Genomic DNA, 14,652 nt, shown 5'->3' with positions numbered 1-14,652 from the left:
CTGCCGCTGTTGCCGCACCCGGCGGCGCAGGAAGTGCGGATCGGGGATATCCAGCGCGACGGCCTGATGGTGCATCGCCTGACGCAACTGCTGCGCGTCGCGGCGCCAGCCATCCACCTGCGCGGTGGCCTCGGGGTTTTCAGCCAGATAACGTTCCACGCGCGCTGAGGTCGCGGCATCCGCTTCGCCATCCATCCAGGCATGCAGATCGTGTTCATCCGGGGGCAAAGTCATTTCAGTCTCCTCAGCGGTAACGGCGTTGCCTTACCTTCTAATTTCTCATGGAGCAGCTTACGCGCCCGGGAGAGCCGCGACATCACGGTACCGGGCGGAATATCCAGCGTCTCAGCCACCTCTTTATAACTCAGGCCCTCAACGCTCACCAGCAACAGAATGGCGCGATAGTCGGTGGGCAGCGTGGCGAACTGCGCCAGCGTGTCGTCGGCTATCGCCAGCGATTCGGTGGAATAACCCAGCGCTTCCTCACCGGTAAAAAAGGTGAGGAGTTTCATGTAGCGCTTGCGCCGCCGCTCACCATCAATGAACTGGCGGTAGAGAATGGTGAACAGCCAGGCGCGCAGGCTGTGCGCATCCTCGTTTGGCGGTTGGCGGATGAGCGCCTTCGTCAGGCAGCTTTGCACCAGATCCTCCGCGCTGTGCGGGTTGCGGGTCAGCCACAGCGCAAAACGTTGCAGGTGCGGCATCACCTGTCGGATCTCGCCATCAGTCAGCTGTGACATAACACTCCTTCACCGTCTGCGGGTTCCCGACATGCTTTCAAATACCCCGTCGCGGAGCACCAGCGCATGGCGTAACGCCGCGGCCAGATGCAACATTACGGTGGCAAACAGCACCAGCGCAACCAGAGAATGCAGCGGGCGCAATATCGCATACAGCACCGCCCAGCCGATCAGCGGCTGCGCCAGCATCATTGCGTACAGCGCCCAGTGCGACGCCTGTGCCGCCACGCGTTGCCAGGCGGGCAAGGATTCAGGTAGCGGCGGCGTGGCGGTGGAGAAACGCAACCCCAGACGCACCACCACCAGCACGAGGATCATCAGCCCCAGCGGTTTGTGGATCGCCACCAGCAGGCTGTGCAGCGACGATACCGTGGCGACCATCGCCACGCCAATAAACAGCATAGCCAGAATTGCCGCCGCCATTAACCAGTGCAGCAGACGCAGCGCGGGATGAAAATGAGTCACCGGTTTCATAAATGCTCTCCTGCCTGTTCACGGGTGCGCGCGTTGTAGGATTTGGCGTAGGCCGAGGACCGCGCGTTGAGTAAGGGATCGTCCGAGGCGGCGATGCCGTCCGGCAAAATCAGCGGATCGTAGTTGATGTCGTTGCACGGCCCCTGCGCCTGNNTAGTCAGCACCAGCGTGCCTGCGTTAATGGTTTGCCGATCGGCAGGCCAGCTTTTTGCCGCATCACTGCCGTCATCGTCCGCATGGGCGACGGTCACTATCAGATCCCACTTCAGCGGCCCCTGCGCCAGCCGCTGCTGTAGATCGGTTTGCAGGAAATTAGCGTCATTTTTATCTTCCGCGGTGATCGGCTGATACCCGGTCTGCGGCACCATGCTCCAGCGCACCAGGTGCGTTTCACCTGACTGATTAATAAAACGAAAGGCATTCAGGCCGTTGAAGCGGTCGCTGGCCCAGCTTGATGACGGAACGTTCTGCTTAGCCCAGGCGAGGAACGGCACAATTTGCGGATGTTTAGCGACAAACGCCTTAAATTTTTCCGGATCGGGTTTGCCGGTTTTCGGATCCGGCATCGACGCCACCTGCAGTTCGTAGAAATCCTCAACGGAAGAGATGGGGAAAAACGGCATCGCGTTCATGCCGGTGCGCCACTGCTCGCCGTCGGGCAACTGAAACGCCAGCGCCATGCTGCGCACGGGCACCGCATAATCCGGCGCGCCGGGGTTACCGCCCGCCAGCGCAAAGCGCCCGACGACCGGCGTCTCGCCTGGCGCAAACACCGACGCACGCGAGATCGTGCTGGCATGGTCAGACGCTGCGGCGTCAGCCAGCCGCCGACCCACAAAAACAGGACGATCAGCACGAGGGGGATCAGGCCGACCAGCGCGAGTCGCGCGAGCTTCTGGCCCGTTGTCAGTGAAGTGGTTGTCATATTTTCGCTCACCCTGCAAACATTGAACCTATAAAACGAAGAGGTCGCAGGTTTATTCCCGGGGGAGAAAAATATTTTTACTGTTCAAAAATCAAGGATGATCCGGCGACGTTTTCTTTTCCCCAAACATTGGGATCGGCGTTCCCAGGATATAACGACGACGCAGCCAGGCGGAGAGCGTGTCCATGATCATCACTACCGCCACCAGAATGAGGGTAATAAACATCACCACGTCCCAGTTCCACAGGCGCATGTTCTCGGCGTAGATCAGACCGATCCCGCCTGCCCCGACGAAGCCCAGCACCGCCGCCGAACGGGTGTTGGATTCCAGCTGATACAGGCTAAGCGCCAGAAAGGTCGGGAAAGATTGCGTAAAGATGCCAAAGCGATGTTTTTGCAGACCGTTGGCGCCCACCGCCATCAGGCCTCGTCCCGGCGAGCGATCCACCGCTTCGTGCCCTTCTGCGTAAAGACGCCCCAGCAGACCGGTGTCCTGCATAATAATCGCCATCACGCCCGCCAGCGGTCCCAGGCCAACCGCGCGAACGAAGATCAGCCCCCAGATGGCCATGTCGATGCCGCGCAGCACGTCAAACAGACGGCGCATCAGCAGCGCGATAATGCGGGTGACACGACCGCGCATAATATTGCGCGCGGCGAGAAACGAGAGCAGCAGTGCGATTACCGTCGCGGTCATGGTCCCGGCAAACACAATCCCGAGGGTGACCAGGATTTGCGTAAAGTAATACTGAAACGGCCAGTTGATGAAATCGCGCCAGACGAACATGCGCAGAAAATAGCGCCCCAGTTCCTGCACGCCGTTAAACACCTGCGCCAGCGGAAGGCCAAACTGCAGGAAAAACCAGACGTAATAGAGCACAACCGCCAGCGCCAGCAGACCAATGCGGCGCAAATAGCGATTCTGTGCGCGGTAGAGTGGCGCATGTTTCTGGCGACGGCTCATAAGATCGGGGTCTAACTGCCGGGTAGTCATTTATTGCCCTCCAGCACCCAATGGCGCAATCGGCCGGACAGCATATCCAGCAGCGAAACTACAACGATGATCAGCAGCAACGTCATGCTCACCTGATCGTAACGATCCAGCTTGATGTTGGTCATCAGCTCCTGGCCAATTCCCCCTGCCCCCACCAGCCCGAGAATGGTTGATGAGCGAAAATTAATTTCCATACGCATAAAGCTGTAGGAGATGAAGATCGGTTTCACCTGCGGCCAGAGCGCGAATCGCATACGCTGGAACGGCGTCGCGCCACAGGCGGCCAGCCCGCGAACGGGTTTGTCCTGCGCACTTTCGATGGCTTCATAAAACAGTTTTGTCAGGCTGCCGATGGTGTGCAGCATCAGCGCCAGAAAACCCGGAATAGCGCCGATGCCAAACGCCATCACAAAAATCACCGCCCACGCCAGTTCCGGCATGGTGCGTAAAAAAGCCACTAACGCCCGAATGCCATAGCGCACCCAGGCGGGCGACCAGGCGTTGCTGGCGGCGAGAAAAGAGAAAATGGTGGCAATACCAGCGGCGCCGNATCAGCGGCAACTGAATCGGCAGCCGGTAACCCCAGTAGGCCAGCGAGCCTTTGGTATGCGAATCAGCAAACAGCACGGAAACATGCAGCGTGGGAATGGTTTCAACGATGTAATCGAGAAAATTCGGCAGCGAGCGCCAGACGGTCAGCAGGTTAAATTCCGCGATGTTCCCCGCCGCGAAGTACAGTGCCAGCAGGAGTATTGACCAGGTAAAGGTATCCCGCGTCTGGCGTAGTTTTATCTCCCGAAAGTAGCGTTCGAATTCGGTATTTCGCATCTTCACTCACAGGTTCATTACTAAAAAAATCCCCCGGCAGACAGGCCGGGGGAACAGACAGGCAGGGATTAGCGGGCGGTAACCAGCTCGCGCTTCATCTCAATAATCTGTTTGAAATCGTCGACGCTGCCCGGGCCGATGTGCTGCCCGCCGCCCATGGCTTTGCTAAAACAGGCATGATCGTCTTTATCCAGTTTTTTGATGGCGGCGATGACGTTGGCTTTAAAGTCTGCCGGCAGGCTGTTGCTCACCAGGATCGGGCCATTCGGGATCAGCGACGACTGCCAGATGATACGGATTTGCTTCATCAGATCCGGATGATCCATACGAATCAGGCGGTTGAACGCGCCGGAGGTGTAGCCGGTATTGTAGTCGCCCACCATCGACGCCCAAGTCACGGCACCGGCAAACTGGTTGTTCAGCACGCCGAGAATATCCTGCTCATGACCGCCGGAGAACGTGACGCTGGAGAAGTGGTTTTTGTATTTGTCGTCCACCGAGCCACCAAACTTCTGCTTAAATTCCTGATTCGGGATCAGGAAGCCAGAGGTGGAATCCGGGTCGGCAAAGCCAAAGGCGGTGCCTTTCAGATCCTCCAGCGTTTTATACGGGCTGTCCGCTTTCACGATAACCACAGAGTGATACCCACGGGACTGATCTTTATCGTCAACCGCGATGCCGACGATATCGACCGCTTTCGGGTTGCTGATATATACGGAGGCGTAGGAGGACGGTGACATGCTCAGCACCACATCCACTTTACCGCCGAGCAACCCCTGAATAACGCCAGAATAATCAGACGAGTTGCGCAGTTTGGTATCGACGTTTAATTCTTTGTCGAGGAATTGCTTCACACACTGGTTATCACCAATCTGCTGCGTCGCATTTTGCCCGCCAAGAATACCAAGATTAAGTTCTTTAGGTTGTTCAGCCGCACTGACCTGTGAGGCAAATACCAGGCTTGCCAGCAAGGTGGAAAAACGAAATGCGCGAGTCATCGATTTTTTCATTATGCGTGTCCGTAGTCGTAGGAAAGAAATTAATGTAACTGGCTGATTTCATCGCCATAAAGGGTATGCAAAATGTCATCGGTTAATAGCGAAGGATCGCCATCGAAAATAATCTCGCCCTTCGCGATACCAATGGCACGGGTGCAATATTCCTTCACCAGATCGAGTGAGTGAAGGTTGACGATAACGCTTATCCCCTGTTCGCTGACGTCGTTCAGCACGCGCATGATGCGCTGGGTATTTTTGGGATCCAGTGACGCGACCGGTTCGTCGGCCAGCAGAATAGACGGGTTCTGAATCAACGCCCGGCAAATCGCCACGCGCTGCATCTGCCCGCCGGAGAGGTTTTCTGCGCGCTGCAGGGCATGCGGCAGCATGTTCAGCCAATCCAGCAACTCGATAGCTTTCGCCCGATCCTCCTCTGAAAAGACCTTGAACAGCGATTTCAGAGTCGACGTCTGGCTGAGTCGCCCGAGCAGCACGTTGGTCAGCACATCCAGTCGCGGCACCAGGCAGAAGTCCTGGAAAATCATTCCGCATTTGCTGCGCCAGCGGTTCAGCTCTCGCCCGCTCAGGACAGAAACATCCCGTGGCGTGCCGACTTCCGGGTAGTCCAGAATTTCGCCAGACGTTGCCGCGTGGGTACCATTCAACACGTGCAATAACGTTGATTTACCGGCACCGGAGCGGCCAATCACGCCCACCATTTCACCGGCATGCAAATCGAAATTAATGTCGTTCAGCACTGGCGAATGATGGTTATAAGATTTGTATAAGTTCTTAACGCTTAACACTTTCTTATTATGCGGTCGCAGGTAATTCACCTGCGGCAGCATCGCCAGTTCATTTTCACTTATTACGTTTTGTGCTCTGTTCATTATGCTGTCCAGAGAGTGTTGTCATTCGGGGATATTAACAACGTCATCGATGACGCTTTAATGACAAATAAGCGAACAAAAGATGAACGCAGCGCAGTATCGCCTGAAAATCACCTGGTCATATTTCTGTCAGATTCGGTTGTTTTAATTCCTGAAACAGGAAGATAAGAGACAAAATCATGAAGCTGGCAAAATTAGCAGAAACCTGGATTGACCCGAGTGTACGTATTCGTGAATGCCATATCGGTTTACAGTGTGAAGTGCTGGCCAGCAGCGTGATGGAGTACAGCACGTTGGGCGATTTTTCCTATATCGGCGAATACGCGACGGTGGCCGACGCGACAATCGGCAAGTTTGTTGCGATTGCCAACAACGTACGCATCGGCGCGCCCAACCACCCGATGGCGCGCCCGTCACAACATCGCATCACCTATTGCCCGGAGTACTATTCGGTCAATGCCGTGCGCGATCACGCGTTTTTCTCACACCGTCGTGAAGCGGTGGTCACCATCGGCAACGACGTGTGGATTGGTCATGGCGCGATCGTGCTGCCGGGCGTGACGGTCGGTGACGGCGCGGTCATCGCTGCCGGAGCCGTAGTAAGCAAAGACGTCGCCCCTTACACTATCGTCGGCGGCGTTCCCGCCAAAACCATTCGTTTGCGCTTTTCACCGCACATCGGCGTTCAGCTTCAGCAGATCGCCTGGTGGAACTGGCCGCTGGAAACCATTATCGAGCGGCTGGCGGATTTTCAGGATGAGAACGTGGCGGCGTTTTGTGAGAAATGGGGAAATGCATAACGCTACAGCGCGAAGCGGTATAACCGCTTACGCCAGCGCCCAGTTCACAACGGGCCACCTTGCCCTGCTGGTAACTCGGCGTACCGCGAATCACATTGCTGTAATGACTGCCTTCAACGCGACCATCAGTTACGCTTCCTGCTGCAGATAACCGGCATCGCTGACCAGCCCTTCACGAACTAAATATTTACTCCAGTACGTGCTGCTATCACCCTCAATCAGGGTGTAGTCTAAATCGAAGAATGCCATGAAAAATCTCAGATATTCTTTCACTGGCGGGATACATTGGCCTTTTTTAATAGACAATAAAATTATCCGAACAAATGTCTGCACGCGAATAATGAGTAAAGTTAACCCTTCTCACTGAAATAAGGGTTTGATCACACTTTTCCGCTATAACAAGGTTCAGCCTGTTGAACTAAGGGTATTTTCGTCATTTCCATCTTTATAAACTTAATACCAGCTCAGAAAGAGGCCGCCATGGGTAGCAAAGGGTGTAATTCATTAATCCGGGCAGAAAAAATACTGACCCATATCGCTTACGTTGGTGTAGCAAGCTATATGGAGCTGTTAAGGGAATTCCATTACCCTAAAAGTAGTTTGTTAAATTTATTAAATGTTATGATTGAATGTGGCTTTTTAATTAAGAGTGAAAATAACCAGTACGCGCTTGGAATTAAAAATTATGAGCTTGGCTGCCAGGCATTGCATCGGAAAAACATCTTTGAAGTGACCAAACGGCCCATGCATGAGTTGTCACTGAAAAGCGGGCTGGTGTGCCACCTCGGGGCGATGGAGAGCCATTCGGCCATCTACCTGGATAAAGTGGAAAGCCATGATTCTGTGCCGACACGGAAAAGCTGGATCGGTAAAACCCTGGAGCTGCACATTACCGCGCTGGGCAAGGCATTACTGGCATGGAAGACGCAGGACGAAATTGATTATTTTATGGATGTGCTGGCACTGACCAGACATACCGAAAATACGATCACCGATAAAAAGGCATTCAGGGAAGAATTACAGAAAACCCGTTTAAGAGGGTGGGCCATCGATAATGAAGAATCAACTTATGGTGCCGTCTGTATAAGTATGCCGGTTTTTAATATGTATAAACGCGTGAACTATGCGATTTCCCTGTCGGGTAATCCGGACGTGTATTCAGGAAATAATGTTGACAGGTACCTCGACATGCTCAGGCAATGCGCCGACCAAATATCTTATGGGCTGGGGTACAAAAATGAATCATTAAGAAAAGGAAACTGAAGTAATGAAAAAATTCAGGGGGATTATTCCGCCGGTCTCCAGCACATTTGATCGCCATGGTGCGATTGATAACGTGGCGATGAAACATGTTGCCGACTTTTTGATTAATAAGGGCGTCGACGGTCTTTTTTATTTGGGAACCGGCGGCGAGTTTAGTCAAATGAATGCCAGTCAGCGCATGGCGTTTACCGAAGCCGCGGTGTCGGTAGTGGACGGACGTGTCCCGGTGTTAATTGGCGTGGGCTCCCCCTCAACGGAGGAAGCGGTAAAACTGGCGAGACATGCTGAGGCGTGTGGTGCGGACGGTATTGTCGCCATTAACCCATACTACTGGAAAGTGGCTTCCCGTAACCTGGACGACTATTACCACCAGATCGCCCACAGCGTTGAACTCCCTGTCATTATTTATAATTTCCCGGATCTGACGGGGCAGGATCTCACTCCTGAAATTGTTAAACGTTTAGTCCTGCAGAATGACAATATCGTCGGTATTAAAGACACGATCGACAGCGTCGGGCATTTGCGCACCATGATCAACACCGTTAAAGCGGTGCGTCCGGATTTCTCCGTCTTCTGCGGTTTCGACGATCACTTACTGAACACGCTGCTGCTGGGCGGCGACGGTGCCATTACGGCGAGCGCCAATTTTGCGCCCGAACTCTCTGTGGGCATCTACCGCGCCTGGCAGGCGGGCGACCTTGCACTGGCGACCTCACTCAATAAAAGGCTGCTGCAACTGCCGTCCATTTATGCGCTCGAAACGCCCTTTGTCTCACTGATCAAGCATGCCATGCAATGTGTCGGGCTGCCCGTTGAGACATATTGTCTGCCGCCGATACTGGAGGCGTCAGAAGAGGCAAAAGGCAAAGTTCATGCATTACTCGTCGCGCAAGGCATCGTCAACGCTTAAGGGGGCACTATGTCTGTTCGTGATATTTTTGATGATGATAACCGCGATATTTATCGCGTCAGAACCCATGCCGCCGGCCCGGACGGTGAGCTGCCGTTGACCGCCGAGATGCTCATCAATCGGCCGAGCGGTGACATCTTCGGCATGACCATGAATGCGGGGATGGGCTGGCAGCCGGATGAGCTTGATCGTGACAGTATTCTGCTACTCAGTACGCTGGGCGGATTGCGTGGTGAAGACGGCAAACCCGTCGCCCTCGCGTTGCATCAGGGTCACTACGAGTTGGATATCCAGATGAAAGCGGCCGCGGAGACCATCAAAGCCAGTAAAGCGTTGCCGTATGCTGTGTATGTTTCTGACCCCTGCGATGGCCGCACGCAAGGCACCAACGGCATGTTTGACTCGTTACCGTATCGTAACGACGCCTCAATGGTGATGCGCCGCTTAATCCGCTCTCTCCCTGACGCCAGAGCCGTTATAGGGGTGGCAACCTGTGACAAAGGACTGCCTGCGACCATGATGGCGCTGGCGTCGCAGCATGATAAAGCCACCGTGCTCATTCCTGGCGGCGCCACCCTGCCCGCACGGCATGGCGAGGATAACGGCAAGGTACAGACCATTGGTGCGCGTTTCGCCAACGGTGAGTTGTCGTTACGGGACGCACGCCGTGCCGGGTGCCAGGCGTGTGCATCGTCGGGCGGCGGCTGTCAGTTCCTGGGAACAGCAGGTACATCGCAAGTGGTTGCGGAAGGGTTGGGGCTGGCTATTCCGCATTCGGCTCTGGCCCCGTCCGGGGAACCGGTGTGGCAGGAGATTGCCAGAGCCTCGGCGCGCGCCGCGTTGCAACTGGTCAAAAAGGGCATTACGACCAAAGACATCCTCACGGATAAAGCCATTGAGAATGCCATGATGGTGCATGCCGCCTTTGGCGGGTCGACGAATTTGCTGCTGCATATCCCGGCGATTGCCCATCAGGCGGGTTGTCATCTGCCCACCGTGGAGGACTGGATCCGCATTAACAAACAGGTGCCTCGTCTGGTCAGCGTGTTGCCAAACGGTCCGGTGTATCACCCGACGGTGAATGCGTTCATGGCGGGCGGCGTACCGGAAGTCATGCTGCATCTGCGCGATCTGGGCTTGCTGCATGAAGATGTAATGACCGTGACCGGCAACACCCTCAAAGAAAACCTCGACTGGTGGCAACATTCTGAGCGTCGCCAGATGTTTAAAGATCTTCTGCGTCAACAAGAACAGGTTGAGCCGGACGACGTGATTATGTCGCCGCAGCAGGCCGCCGCGCGTGGGTTAACGTCGACGATTACCTTCCCTGTCGGCAATATTGCGCCGGAAGGTTCCGTGATTAAATCGACCGCCATTGACGCGTCTGTCATTAATGAGGCGGGGATTTATTACCATAAAGGCGCCGCTAAAGTTTATCTGTCAGAAAAAGCGGCCATTTATGATATTAAGCACGAAAAAATTAACGCGGGCGATATTCTGGTCATTATTGGTGCCGGGCCATCCGGTACCGGGATGGAGGAAACCTATCAGGTCACCAGCGCGCTGAAACATTTGTCGTATGGTAAGCATGTTTCATTGATTACCGATGCCCGCTTCTCTGGCGTATCAACGGGCGCGTGTATCGGGCATGTGGGGCCCGAAGCGCTTGCTGGCGGAGCCATTGGTAAATTGCGCACTGGCGATATTATCGAAATCAGGATCGACTGCAAACAACTCCAGGGTGAAGTGAATTTCCTGGGCACCGGTCTCGATGAAAAACCACTCTCACGAGAGGAGGCGACGGTTGTTTTAAATACCAGGGACATTCACCCTGATTTAATGCCAGATCCTGATCTGCCAGATGATACCAGGTTGTGGGCAATGCTTCAGGCAGTCAGCGGTGGCACATGGGCTGGATGTATATACGATGTCAATAAAATAAATCAGGCCTTACAGCAATGTATTAAAAAGTCCTGACATAAATAAAACCTTTGTCCTGAATTATCCAGGCTGAATGAAACGGTAATATTCATTCAGCCTGGATGAGGGTGGATAATTTCTGATGAATGAGAGGACGTTATGCCGCTATTAATTGTTGTGGCAGGTATCGTTGTACTCCTGCTGTTAACCATAAGAATTAAACTGAACACCTTTGTTTCCCTCATTATTGTCTCTATTGGCGTCGCCATCGCCAGTGGCATGAGACTGGATAAAGTTGTTACCTCTGTGGAGTCGGGCCTCGGTGGCACGCTGGGCCATATCGGTCTGATATTTGGTTTCGGTGTGATGTTAGGCCGCTTATTAGCCGATGCGGGCGGCGCTCAGCGTATTGCGCTGACCATGCTGAAGTATTTTGGCGCAAAAAAACTGGACTGGGCGGTGGTCTTTTCGGCCTTTATTGTCGGGATTGCCTTATTCTTTGAAGTCGGTTTAATTTTGCTGGTACCGATTATTTTTGCCATCGCGCGTGAAGCCAAAATTTCGCCCATGTATATGTGCGTCCCGATGCTCGCAGGCTTACTGGTAGCCCATGGTTTTCTGCCGCCTCACCCTGGCCCGACCGTCATTGCCCGGGAATACGGCGCAGATGTCGGCCTCGTACTGCTTTATGGTATTGGTGTCGGTATTCCAACCTTTATTATTTGCGGTCCGTTGTTAAACAAGGTATGCCAGCGTTTGATCCCGGATGCGTTTAAAAAAGAGGGGAATATCGCCTCCCTGGGTGCCACCAAAAGCTTTAGTGAAAGTGAAATGCCGGGCTTCGGCATCAGCTTCCTGACCGCGATGTTGCCAGTAATATTAATGGCGCTGGTCACCATTATGCAGATGGCGCGCCCGGCGAATGCCGGTGAACCTGGCGCCCTGTACAGCATGTTCCTCTTTTTAGGGAACTCCACCATTGCCATGCTGATTTCGCTTCTTTTCGCCATTTACACCATGGGTGTGGGGAGAGGAAAAACCATCGTTGAACTGATGGATTCGTGCGGTAAGGCAATTGCGGGTATCGCCGGTCTGTTATTGATTATCGGCGGCGGCGGTGCGTTCAAGCAGGTGTTGATTGATTCCGGCGTGGGTCAGTATATTTCCACCCTGGTCTCAGGAATGGATATTAACCCGATTCTGATGGCCTGGGGCGTGGCGGCGTTTTTGCGCATTTGCCTGGGCTCCGCCACCGTCGCGGCGATATCAACCGCAGGGCTGGTGATCCCTCTCCTGTCTGCGCATCCCGCGACTAATCTGGCGCTGATTACGCTGGCGACCGGGGCGGGTTCATGTATCTGTTCGCATGTGAATGATGCCAGCTTCTGGATGATCAAAGACTTCTTCGGGCTGACGACGAAAGAGACGTTATTGTCATGGACGCTAATGTCTACCCTTCTGTCAATTTGTGGGCTGATTTTTATTTTACTGACCAGCATGGTGATTTAAGGTAAACCGGTCTTTATTCCGCACAGAAGCTGGCTCAGGCCAGCTTCTGTGCCTGTATTTTTGCTGCCTTTGCATTACTTTACGCATCCTCTCTTTGACCTTTCCCTAAGGTCAAGCTTTATACTCAATCCCACTTACTTCATGTGGAATTAAAATCATGTCAAAAACCGCATCTTTGTTATTGTTAAGTCTGCTTGCCAGTAGTGCCGTATTTGCCGCCACGCCGGAATCCGAATTCCTTGCAGCCCATGGTCTGGCGGGTAAATCCGTTGAGCAGATCATCGAAACCATTGATCAAACACCGCAAAACCGTCCACTCCCCTATTCCGCCTCTGTCACCAGCGCCGCGCTTAAGCTGTCGGATGGCGAACAGACATATACCCTACCGCTGGGTGATAAGTTCTACCTTTCCGCTGCGCCTTATGAAACACAAACACACCCTTGTTTTAATCACAGCCTTTCCGGTTGTCAGGGAGAAATGCCCAATTCCACATTTGACGTAAAAGTGACGGATAATAAAGGGAATACCGTTATTCAGGAAAAAATGAAAAGCTACCAGAATGGCTTTATCGGTCTGTGGCTGCCACGCAACATGGAAGGTTCATTAGAGGTGAGCTACAACGGCAAAAAGGCTGTTCACCCTATTACAACCCAGGATGACAGCCAGACGTGCCTGACGGAATTGCAGTTGCAGTGAGTGCCCGCGACGCCGTGCCTGGAAATCAGGCACTAAAACTCCCCGGCGTTAGAGGGGCAGAATGTTCATGGTCTGAAACTGACGCTGAATAGTCGAAGTAATCGAAATCCGCGCAGATATGTTCACCGGTGAAATCCTGGCAACACATGCCGACAAAGGCACCGGTGAAACGTTCGATACCTCTCTCTTTAAAATACTCATCCGAGAGTTTGCTGTATTCGATATACCCCCCGACCGGGAACCATTTATCCTCATCCAGCGAATAGCAGAAATTAGCAGCATCATCTTTGACGCAGACTCTGAGATAAACAAGACCTTCACTGGCGATCCTGATCCCTTCCCCGGTGGGCAATGAAAATTTATTAAGGTCATTTATCATCAGATTGACAGTTCTTTCCCCCTGCTCATTACAGGATATATTTAAATAAATATAATTTGTCGTGTCGTAATAACAGACCAGACCCGCCATTTGCTGGAAGGAACGCGGGCTGAAATCCACACAGGTTTGTGCGGTGAAGGTGAAATCGGTTTGTCTTCTCGCCAGCAGACTCTGATAATGGTGCGAACTCAGGGATTCATGCCCGCGTAATCGTAGCCATCCGCGTCTTTCTTTTAGCGTGCACATCGCCTCACTTAACGGAATGCGTAACGACTGATAGTGAAGCGGTATTTCCGGACTGTCGAAATCATCCCTTGCAGGTTGTTCAGGCCAGGGGCGCGCTTCCAGACGCGTTTGAACCCTGATATCCGGGGTGATTTTATTGTTGATTAACCGCAGCCAGCCATCATCGGTCCAGTACACCTGTTGAATAGCGGTTTCGCGTCCCATTGGACTGCGTCCTTTCGAGGGCAACGGCCGACCGCATAAATGCACGATAAACCATTCCCCCAAACCGTTTTCAAATAAATCGGCATGTCCGACACGCTGTAACGGCTGACGACAGTCATAGCGGGATGTCATCATTTGACCGATGGGGTCCGTTTCATAGGGGCCGAACAGCTGTTTTGAACGCGCCAGCGTGACGCCGTGATTATAAAAAGTGCCGCCTTCCGCCACCAGCAGATAGTACCAGCCGTTAAGCTCATAAATATGCGGACCTTCGGTGATCCCCAGCGAAGTTCCGGCGTAGATTTTGCGGCACTCTCCGATCAGTGTCTTTTGCTGCTCGTCATATTGCTGGATGATGATGCCATTCCATTTCGGGAAACCGGCTTCCCCGCCATCCATGTAGCTCATCTCCATACTCACCAGCCATTTCGTGCCATCGCTGTGATGGAACAAAGAGGGATCAATTCCCCGGCTGTTAAGATACGTCGGTTCTGACCATTCGCCTTCGATATTATCCGTCGTCACGATGTAGTTATTGGTGTCCCAGAAACGGCCGGTCACATTTTTTACATCGGTATAAACGAGATAAAATATACCTGCGTCATAGCTCAGGCATGGCGCATAGATCCCACCTGAATCCGGATTTCCTCTCATATCCAGCTGACTTTTCCGGTTCAACGGGCAGGAAATCAGTCGCCAGTTTTTGAGATCATATGATTTATACAGGCAGACGCCTGGAAACCATTCAAAGGTCGACGTGGCCAGATACCATGCATCACCGACCCTGATTATTGAAGGGTCCGGATTAAATCCTGGGATAATGGGGTTAACGATTGTGGTCATAAACTCATCCTGTAATAGTCATACTGGTGGCG

The 14,652-nt window shown here is 53.3% G+C and carries 13 protein-coding genes and 3 pseudogenes; 6 read left to right on the top strand and 10 right to left on the bottom strand.

Annotation, left to right across the window (positions count from 1 at the left end; genetic code table 11):
- The 8 genes and pseudogenes from GM30_RS05600 to phnC form a co-directional block, all read right to left on the bottom strand.
- Positions 1-234: anti-sigma factor family protein (locus GM30_RS05600; protein WP_420802250.1), on the bottom strand; the 234-nt coding region annotated here is incomplete at its 3' end.
- Positions 231-740, bottom strand: coding sequence for an RNA polymerase sigma factor (locus tag GM30_RS05595; RefSeq protein ID WP_049847821.1), 510 nt, complete (start codon positions 738-740; stop codon positions 231-233). The genes GM30_RS05595 and GM30_RS05600, both read right to left, overlap by 4 nt.
- A 9-nt stretch (positions 741-749) precedes the next feature.
- The gene (locus tag GM30_RS05590; protein ID WP_049847820.1) at positions 750-1,214 is read right to left on the bottom strand and encodes a cytochrome b; all 465 of its coding nucleotides are present in this window, start codon (positions 1,212-1,214) and stop codon (positions 750-752) included.
- Positions 1,211-2,139 (bottom strand): annotated as a pseudogene (locus GM30_RS05585) (catalase family peroxidase). The gene GM30_RS05590 and the pseudogene GM30_RS05585 overlap by 4 nt, the downstream one beginning before the upstream one ends.
- Positions 2,140-2,230: 91 nt before the next feature.
- Positions 2,231-3,133 carry a phosphonate ABC transporter, permease protein PhnE gene (gene phnE / locus GM30_RS05580; protein WP_049847819.1) on the bottom strand — a complete coding sequence of 301 codons (903 nt, stop codon included), beginning with the start codon at positions 3,131-3,133 and terminating at the stop codon, positions 2,231-2,233.
- Positions 3,130-3,967: pseudogene (gene phnE / locus GM30_RS05575) on the bottom strand (phosphonate ABC transporter, permease protein PhnE). The gene phnE (GM30_RS05580) and the pseudogene phnE (GM30_RS05575) overlap by 4 nt, the downstream one beginning before the upstream one ends.
- A gap of 62 nt (positions 3,968-4,029) precedes the next feature.
- The gene (gene phnD / locus GM30_RS05570; RefSeq protein WP_049847818.1) at positions 4,030-4,971 is read right to left on the bottom strand and encodes a phosphonate ABC transporter substrate-binding protein; all 942 of its coding nucleotides are present in this window, start codon (positions 4,969-4,971) and stop codon (positions 4,030-4,032) included.
- A 29-nt stretch (positions 4,972-5,000) separates the two neighbouring features.
- Positions 5,001-5,807, bottom strand: a complete 807-nt coding sequence (gene phnC / locus GM30_RS05565; protein ID WP_193391772.1) for a phosphonate ABC transporter ATP-binding protein — start codon at positions 5,805-5,807, stop codon at positions 5,001-5,003.
- Positions 5,808-6,028: 221 nt separating this feature from the next.
- Here phnC and GM30_RS05560 point away from each other — a divergent pair, with 221 nt between their 5' ends.
- Positions 6,029-6,649, top strand: a complete 621-nt coding sequence (locus GM30_RS05560; RefSeq protein WP_049847816.1) for a DapH/DapD/GlmU-related protein — start codon at positions 6,029-6,031, stop codon at positions 6,647-6,649.
- A 132-nt stretch (positions 6,650-6,781) separates the two neighbouring features.
- Here the strand turns inward: GM30_RS05560 and GM30_RS23825 are convergent.
- Positions 6,782-6,898 (bottom strand): annotated as a pseudogene (locus GM30_RS23825) (HAD-IB family hydrolase); the annotation flags it as partial.
- 231 nt (positions 6,899-7,129) lie between these two features.
- Here GM30_RS23825 and GM30_RS05555 point away from each other — a divergent pair.
- From GM30_RS05555 to cueP, 5 genes are all read left to right on the top strand, one after another.
- Positions 7,130-7,912, top strand: coding sequence for an IclR family transcriptional regulator (locus GM30_RS05555; RefSeq protein ID WP_049847815.1), 783 nt, complete (start codon positions 7,130-7,132; stop codon positions 7,910-7,912).
- Between the two features lie 4 nt (positions 7,913-7,916).
- On the top strand, positions 7,917-8,822 hold the full coding sequence (locus GM30_RS05550; RefSeq protein ID WP_049847814.1) for a dihydrodipicolinate synthase family protein: 906 nt from the start codon (positions 7,917-7,919) through the stop codon (positions 8,820-8,822).
- A 9-nt stretch (positions 8,823-8,831) separates the two neighbouring features.
- Positions 8,832-10,799 (top strand): YjhG/YagF family D-xylonate dehydratase, encoded by a 1,968-nt coding sequence (locus GM30_RS05545; RefSeq protein WP_049847813.1) that lies wholly within the window; start codon positions 8,832-8,834, stop codon positions 10,797-10,799.
- Between the two features lie 102 nt (positions 10,800-10,901).
- Positions 10,902-12,251 (top strand): GntP family permease, encoded by a 1,350-nt coding sequence (locus tag GM30_RS05540; protein WP_049847812.1) that lies wholly within the window; start codon positions 10,902-10,904, stop codon positions 12,249-12,251.
- A gap of 157 nt (positions 12,252-12,408) precedes the next feature.
- On the top strand, positions 12,409-12,948 hold the full coding sequence (cueP, locus tag GM30_RS05535) for a copper-binding periplasmic metallochaperone CueP (RefSeq protein WP_049847811.1): 540 nt from the start codon (positions 12,409-12,411) through the stop codon (positions 12,946-12,948).
- A gap of 25 nt (positions 12,949-12,973) precedes the next feature.
- Here cueP and GM30_RS05530 read toward each other — a convergent pair whose 3' ends face one another.
- On the bottom strand, positions 12,974-14,620 hold the full coding sequence (locus GM30_RS05530; protein ID WP_049847810.1) for a glycoside hydrolase family 43 protein: 1,647 nt from the start codon (positions 14,618-14,620) through the stop codon (positions 12,974-12,976).
- Between the last annotated feature and the right edge of the window lie 32 nt (positions 14,621-14,652).

The organism is Trabulsiella odontotermitis, assembly GCF_001188485.1.
GTDB lineage: Bacteria > Pseudomonadota > Gammaproteobacteria > Enterobacterales > Enterobacteriaceae > Trabulsiella > Trabulsiella odontotermitis_A.
This window is presented reverse-complemented; position numbering and strand designations above follow the sequence as displayed.

What these genes read in the sequence shown, in the direction of transcription:
- GM30_RS05530 (WP_049847810.1), bottom strand. Translation starts at nt 14,620, where the DNA reads ATGACCACAATCGTTAACCCCATTATCCCAGGATTTAATCCGGACCCT.
- cueP (WP_049847811.1), top strand. Translation starts at nt 12,409, where the DNA reads ATGTCAAAAACCGCATCTTTGTTATTGTTAAGTCTGCTTGCCAGTAGT.
- GM30_RS05595 (WP_049847821.1), bottom strand. Translation starts at nt 740, where the DNA reads ATGTCACAGCTGACTGATGGCGAGATCCGACAGGTGATGCCGCACCTG.
- GM30_RS05560 (WP_049847816.1), top strand. Translation starts at nt 6,029, where the DNA reads ATGAAGCTGGCAAAATTAGCAGAAACCTGGATTGACCCGAGTGTACGT.
- GM30_RS05550 (WP_049847814.1), top strand. Translation starts at nt 7,917, where the DNA reads ATGAAAAAATTCAGGGGGATTATTCCGCCGGTCTCCAGCACATTTGAT.
- phnC (WP_193391772.1), bottom strand. Translation starts at nt 5,807, where the DNA reads ATGCTGCCGCAGGTGAATTACCTGCGACCGCATAATAAGAAAGTGTTA.
- GM30_RS05555 (WP_049847815.1), top strand. Translation starts at nt 7,130, where the DNA reads ATGGGTAGCAAAGGGTGTAATTCATTAATCCGGGCAGAAAAAATACTG.
- GM30_RS05545 (WP_049847813.1), top strand. Translation starts at nt 8,832, where the DNA reads ATGTCTGTTCGTGATATTTTTGATGATGATAACCGCGATATTTATCGC.
- GM30_RS05590 (WP_049847820.1), bottom strand. Translation starts at nt 1,214, where the DNA reads ATGAAACCGGTGACTCATTTTCATCCCGCGCTGCGTCTGCTGCACTGG.
- phnE (WP_049847819.1), bottom strand. Translation starts at nt 3,133, where the DNA reads ATGACTACCCGGCAGTTAGACCCCGATCTTATGAGCCGTCGCCAGAAA.
- GM30_RS05540 (WP_049847812.1), top strand. Translation starts at nt 10,902, where the DNA reads ATGCCGCTATTAATTGTTGTGGCAGGTATCGTTGTACTCCTGCTGTTA.
- phnD (WP_049847818.1), bottom strand. Translation starts at nt 4,971, where the DNA reads ATGAAAAAATCGATGACTCGCGCATTTCGTTTTTCCACCTTGCTGGCA.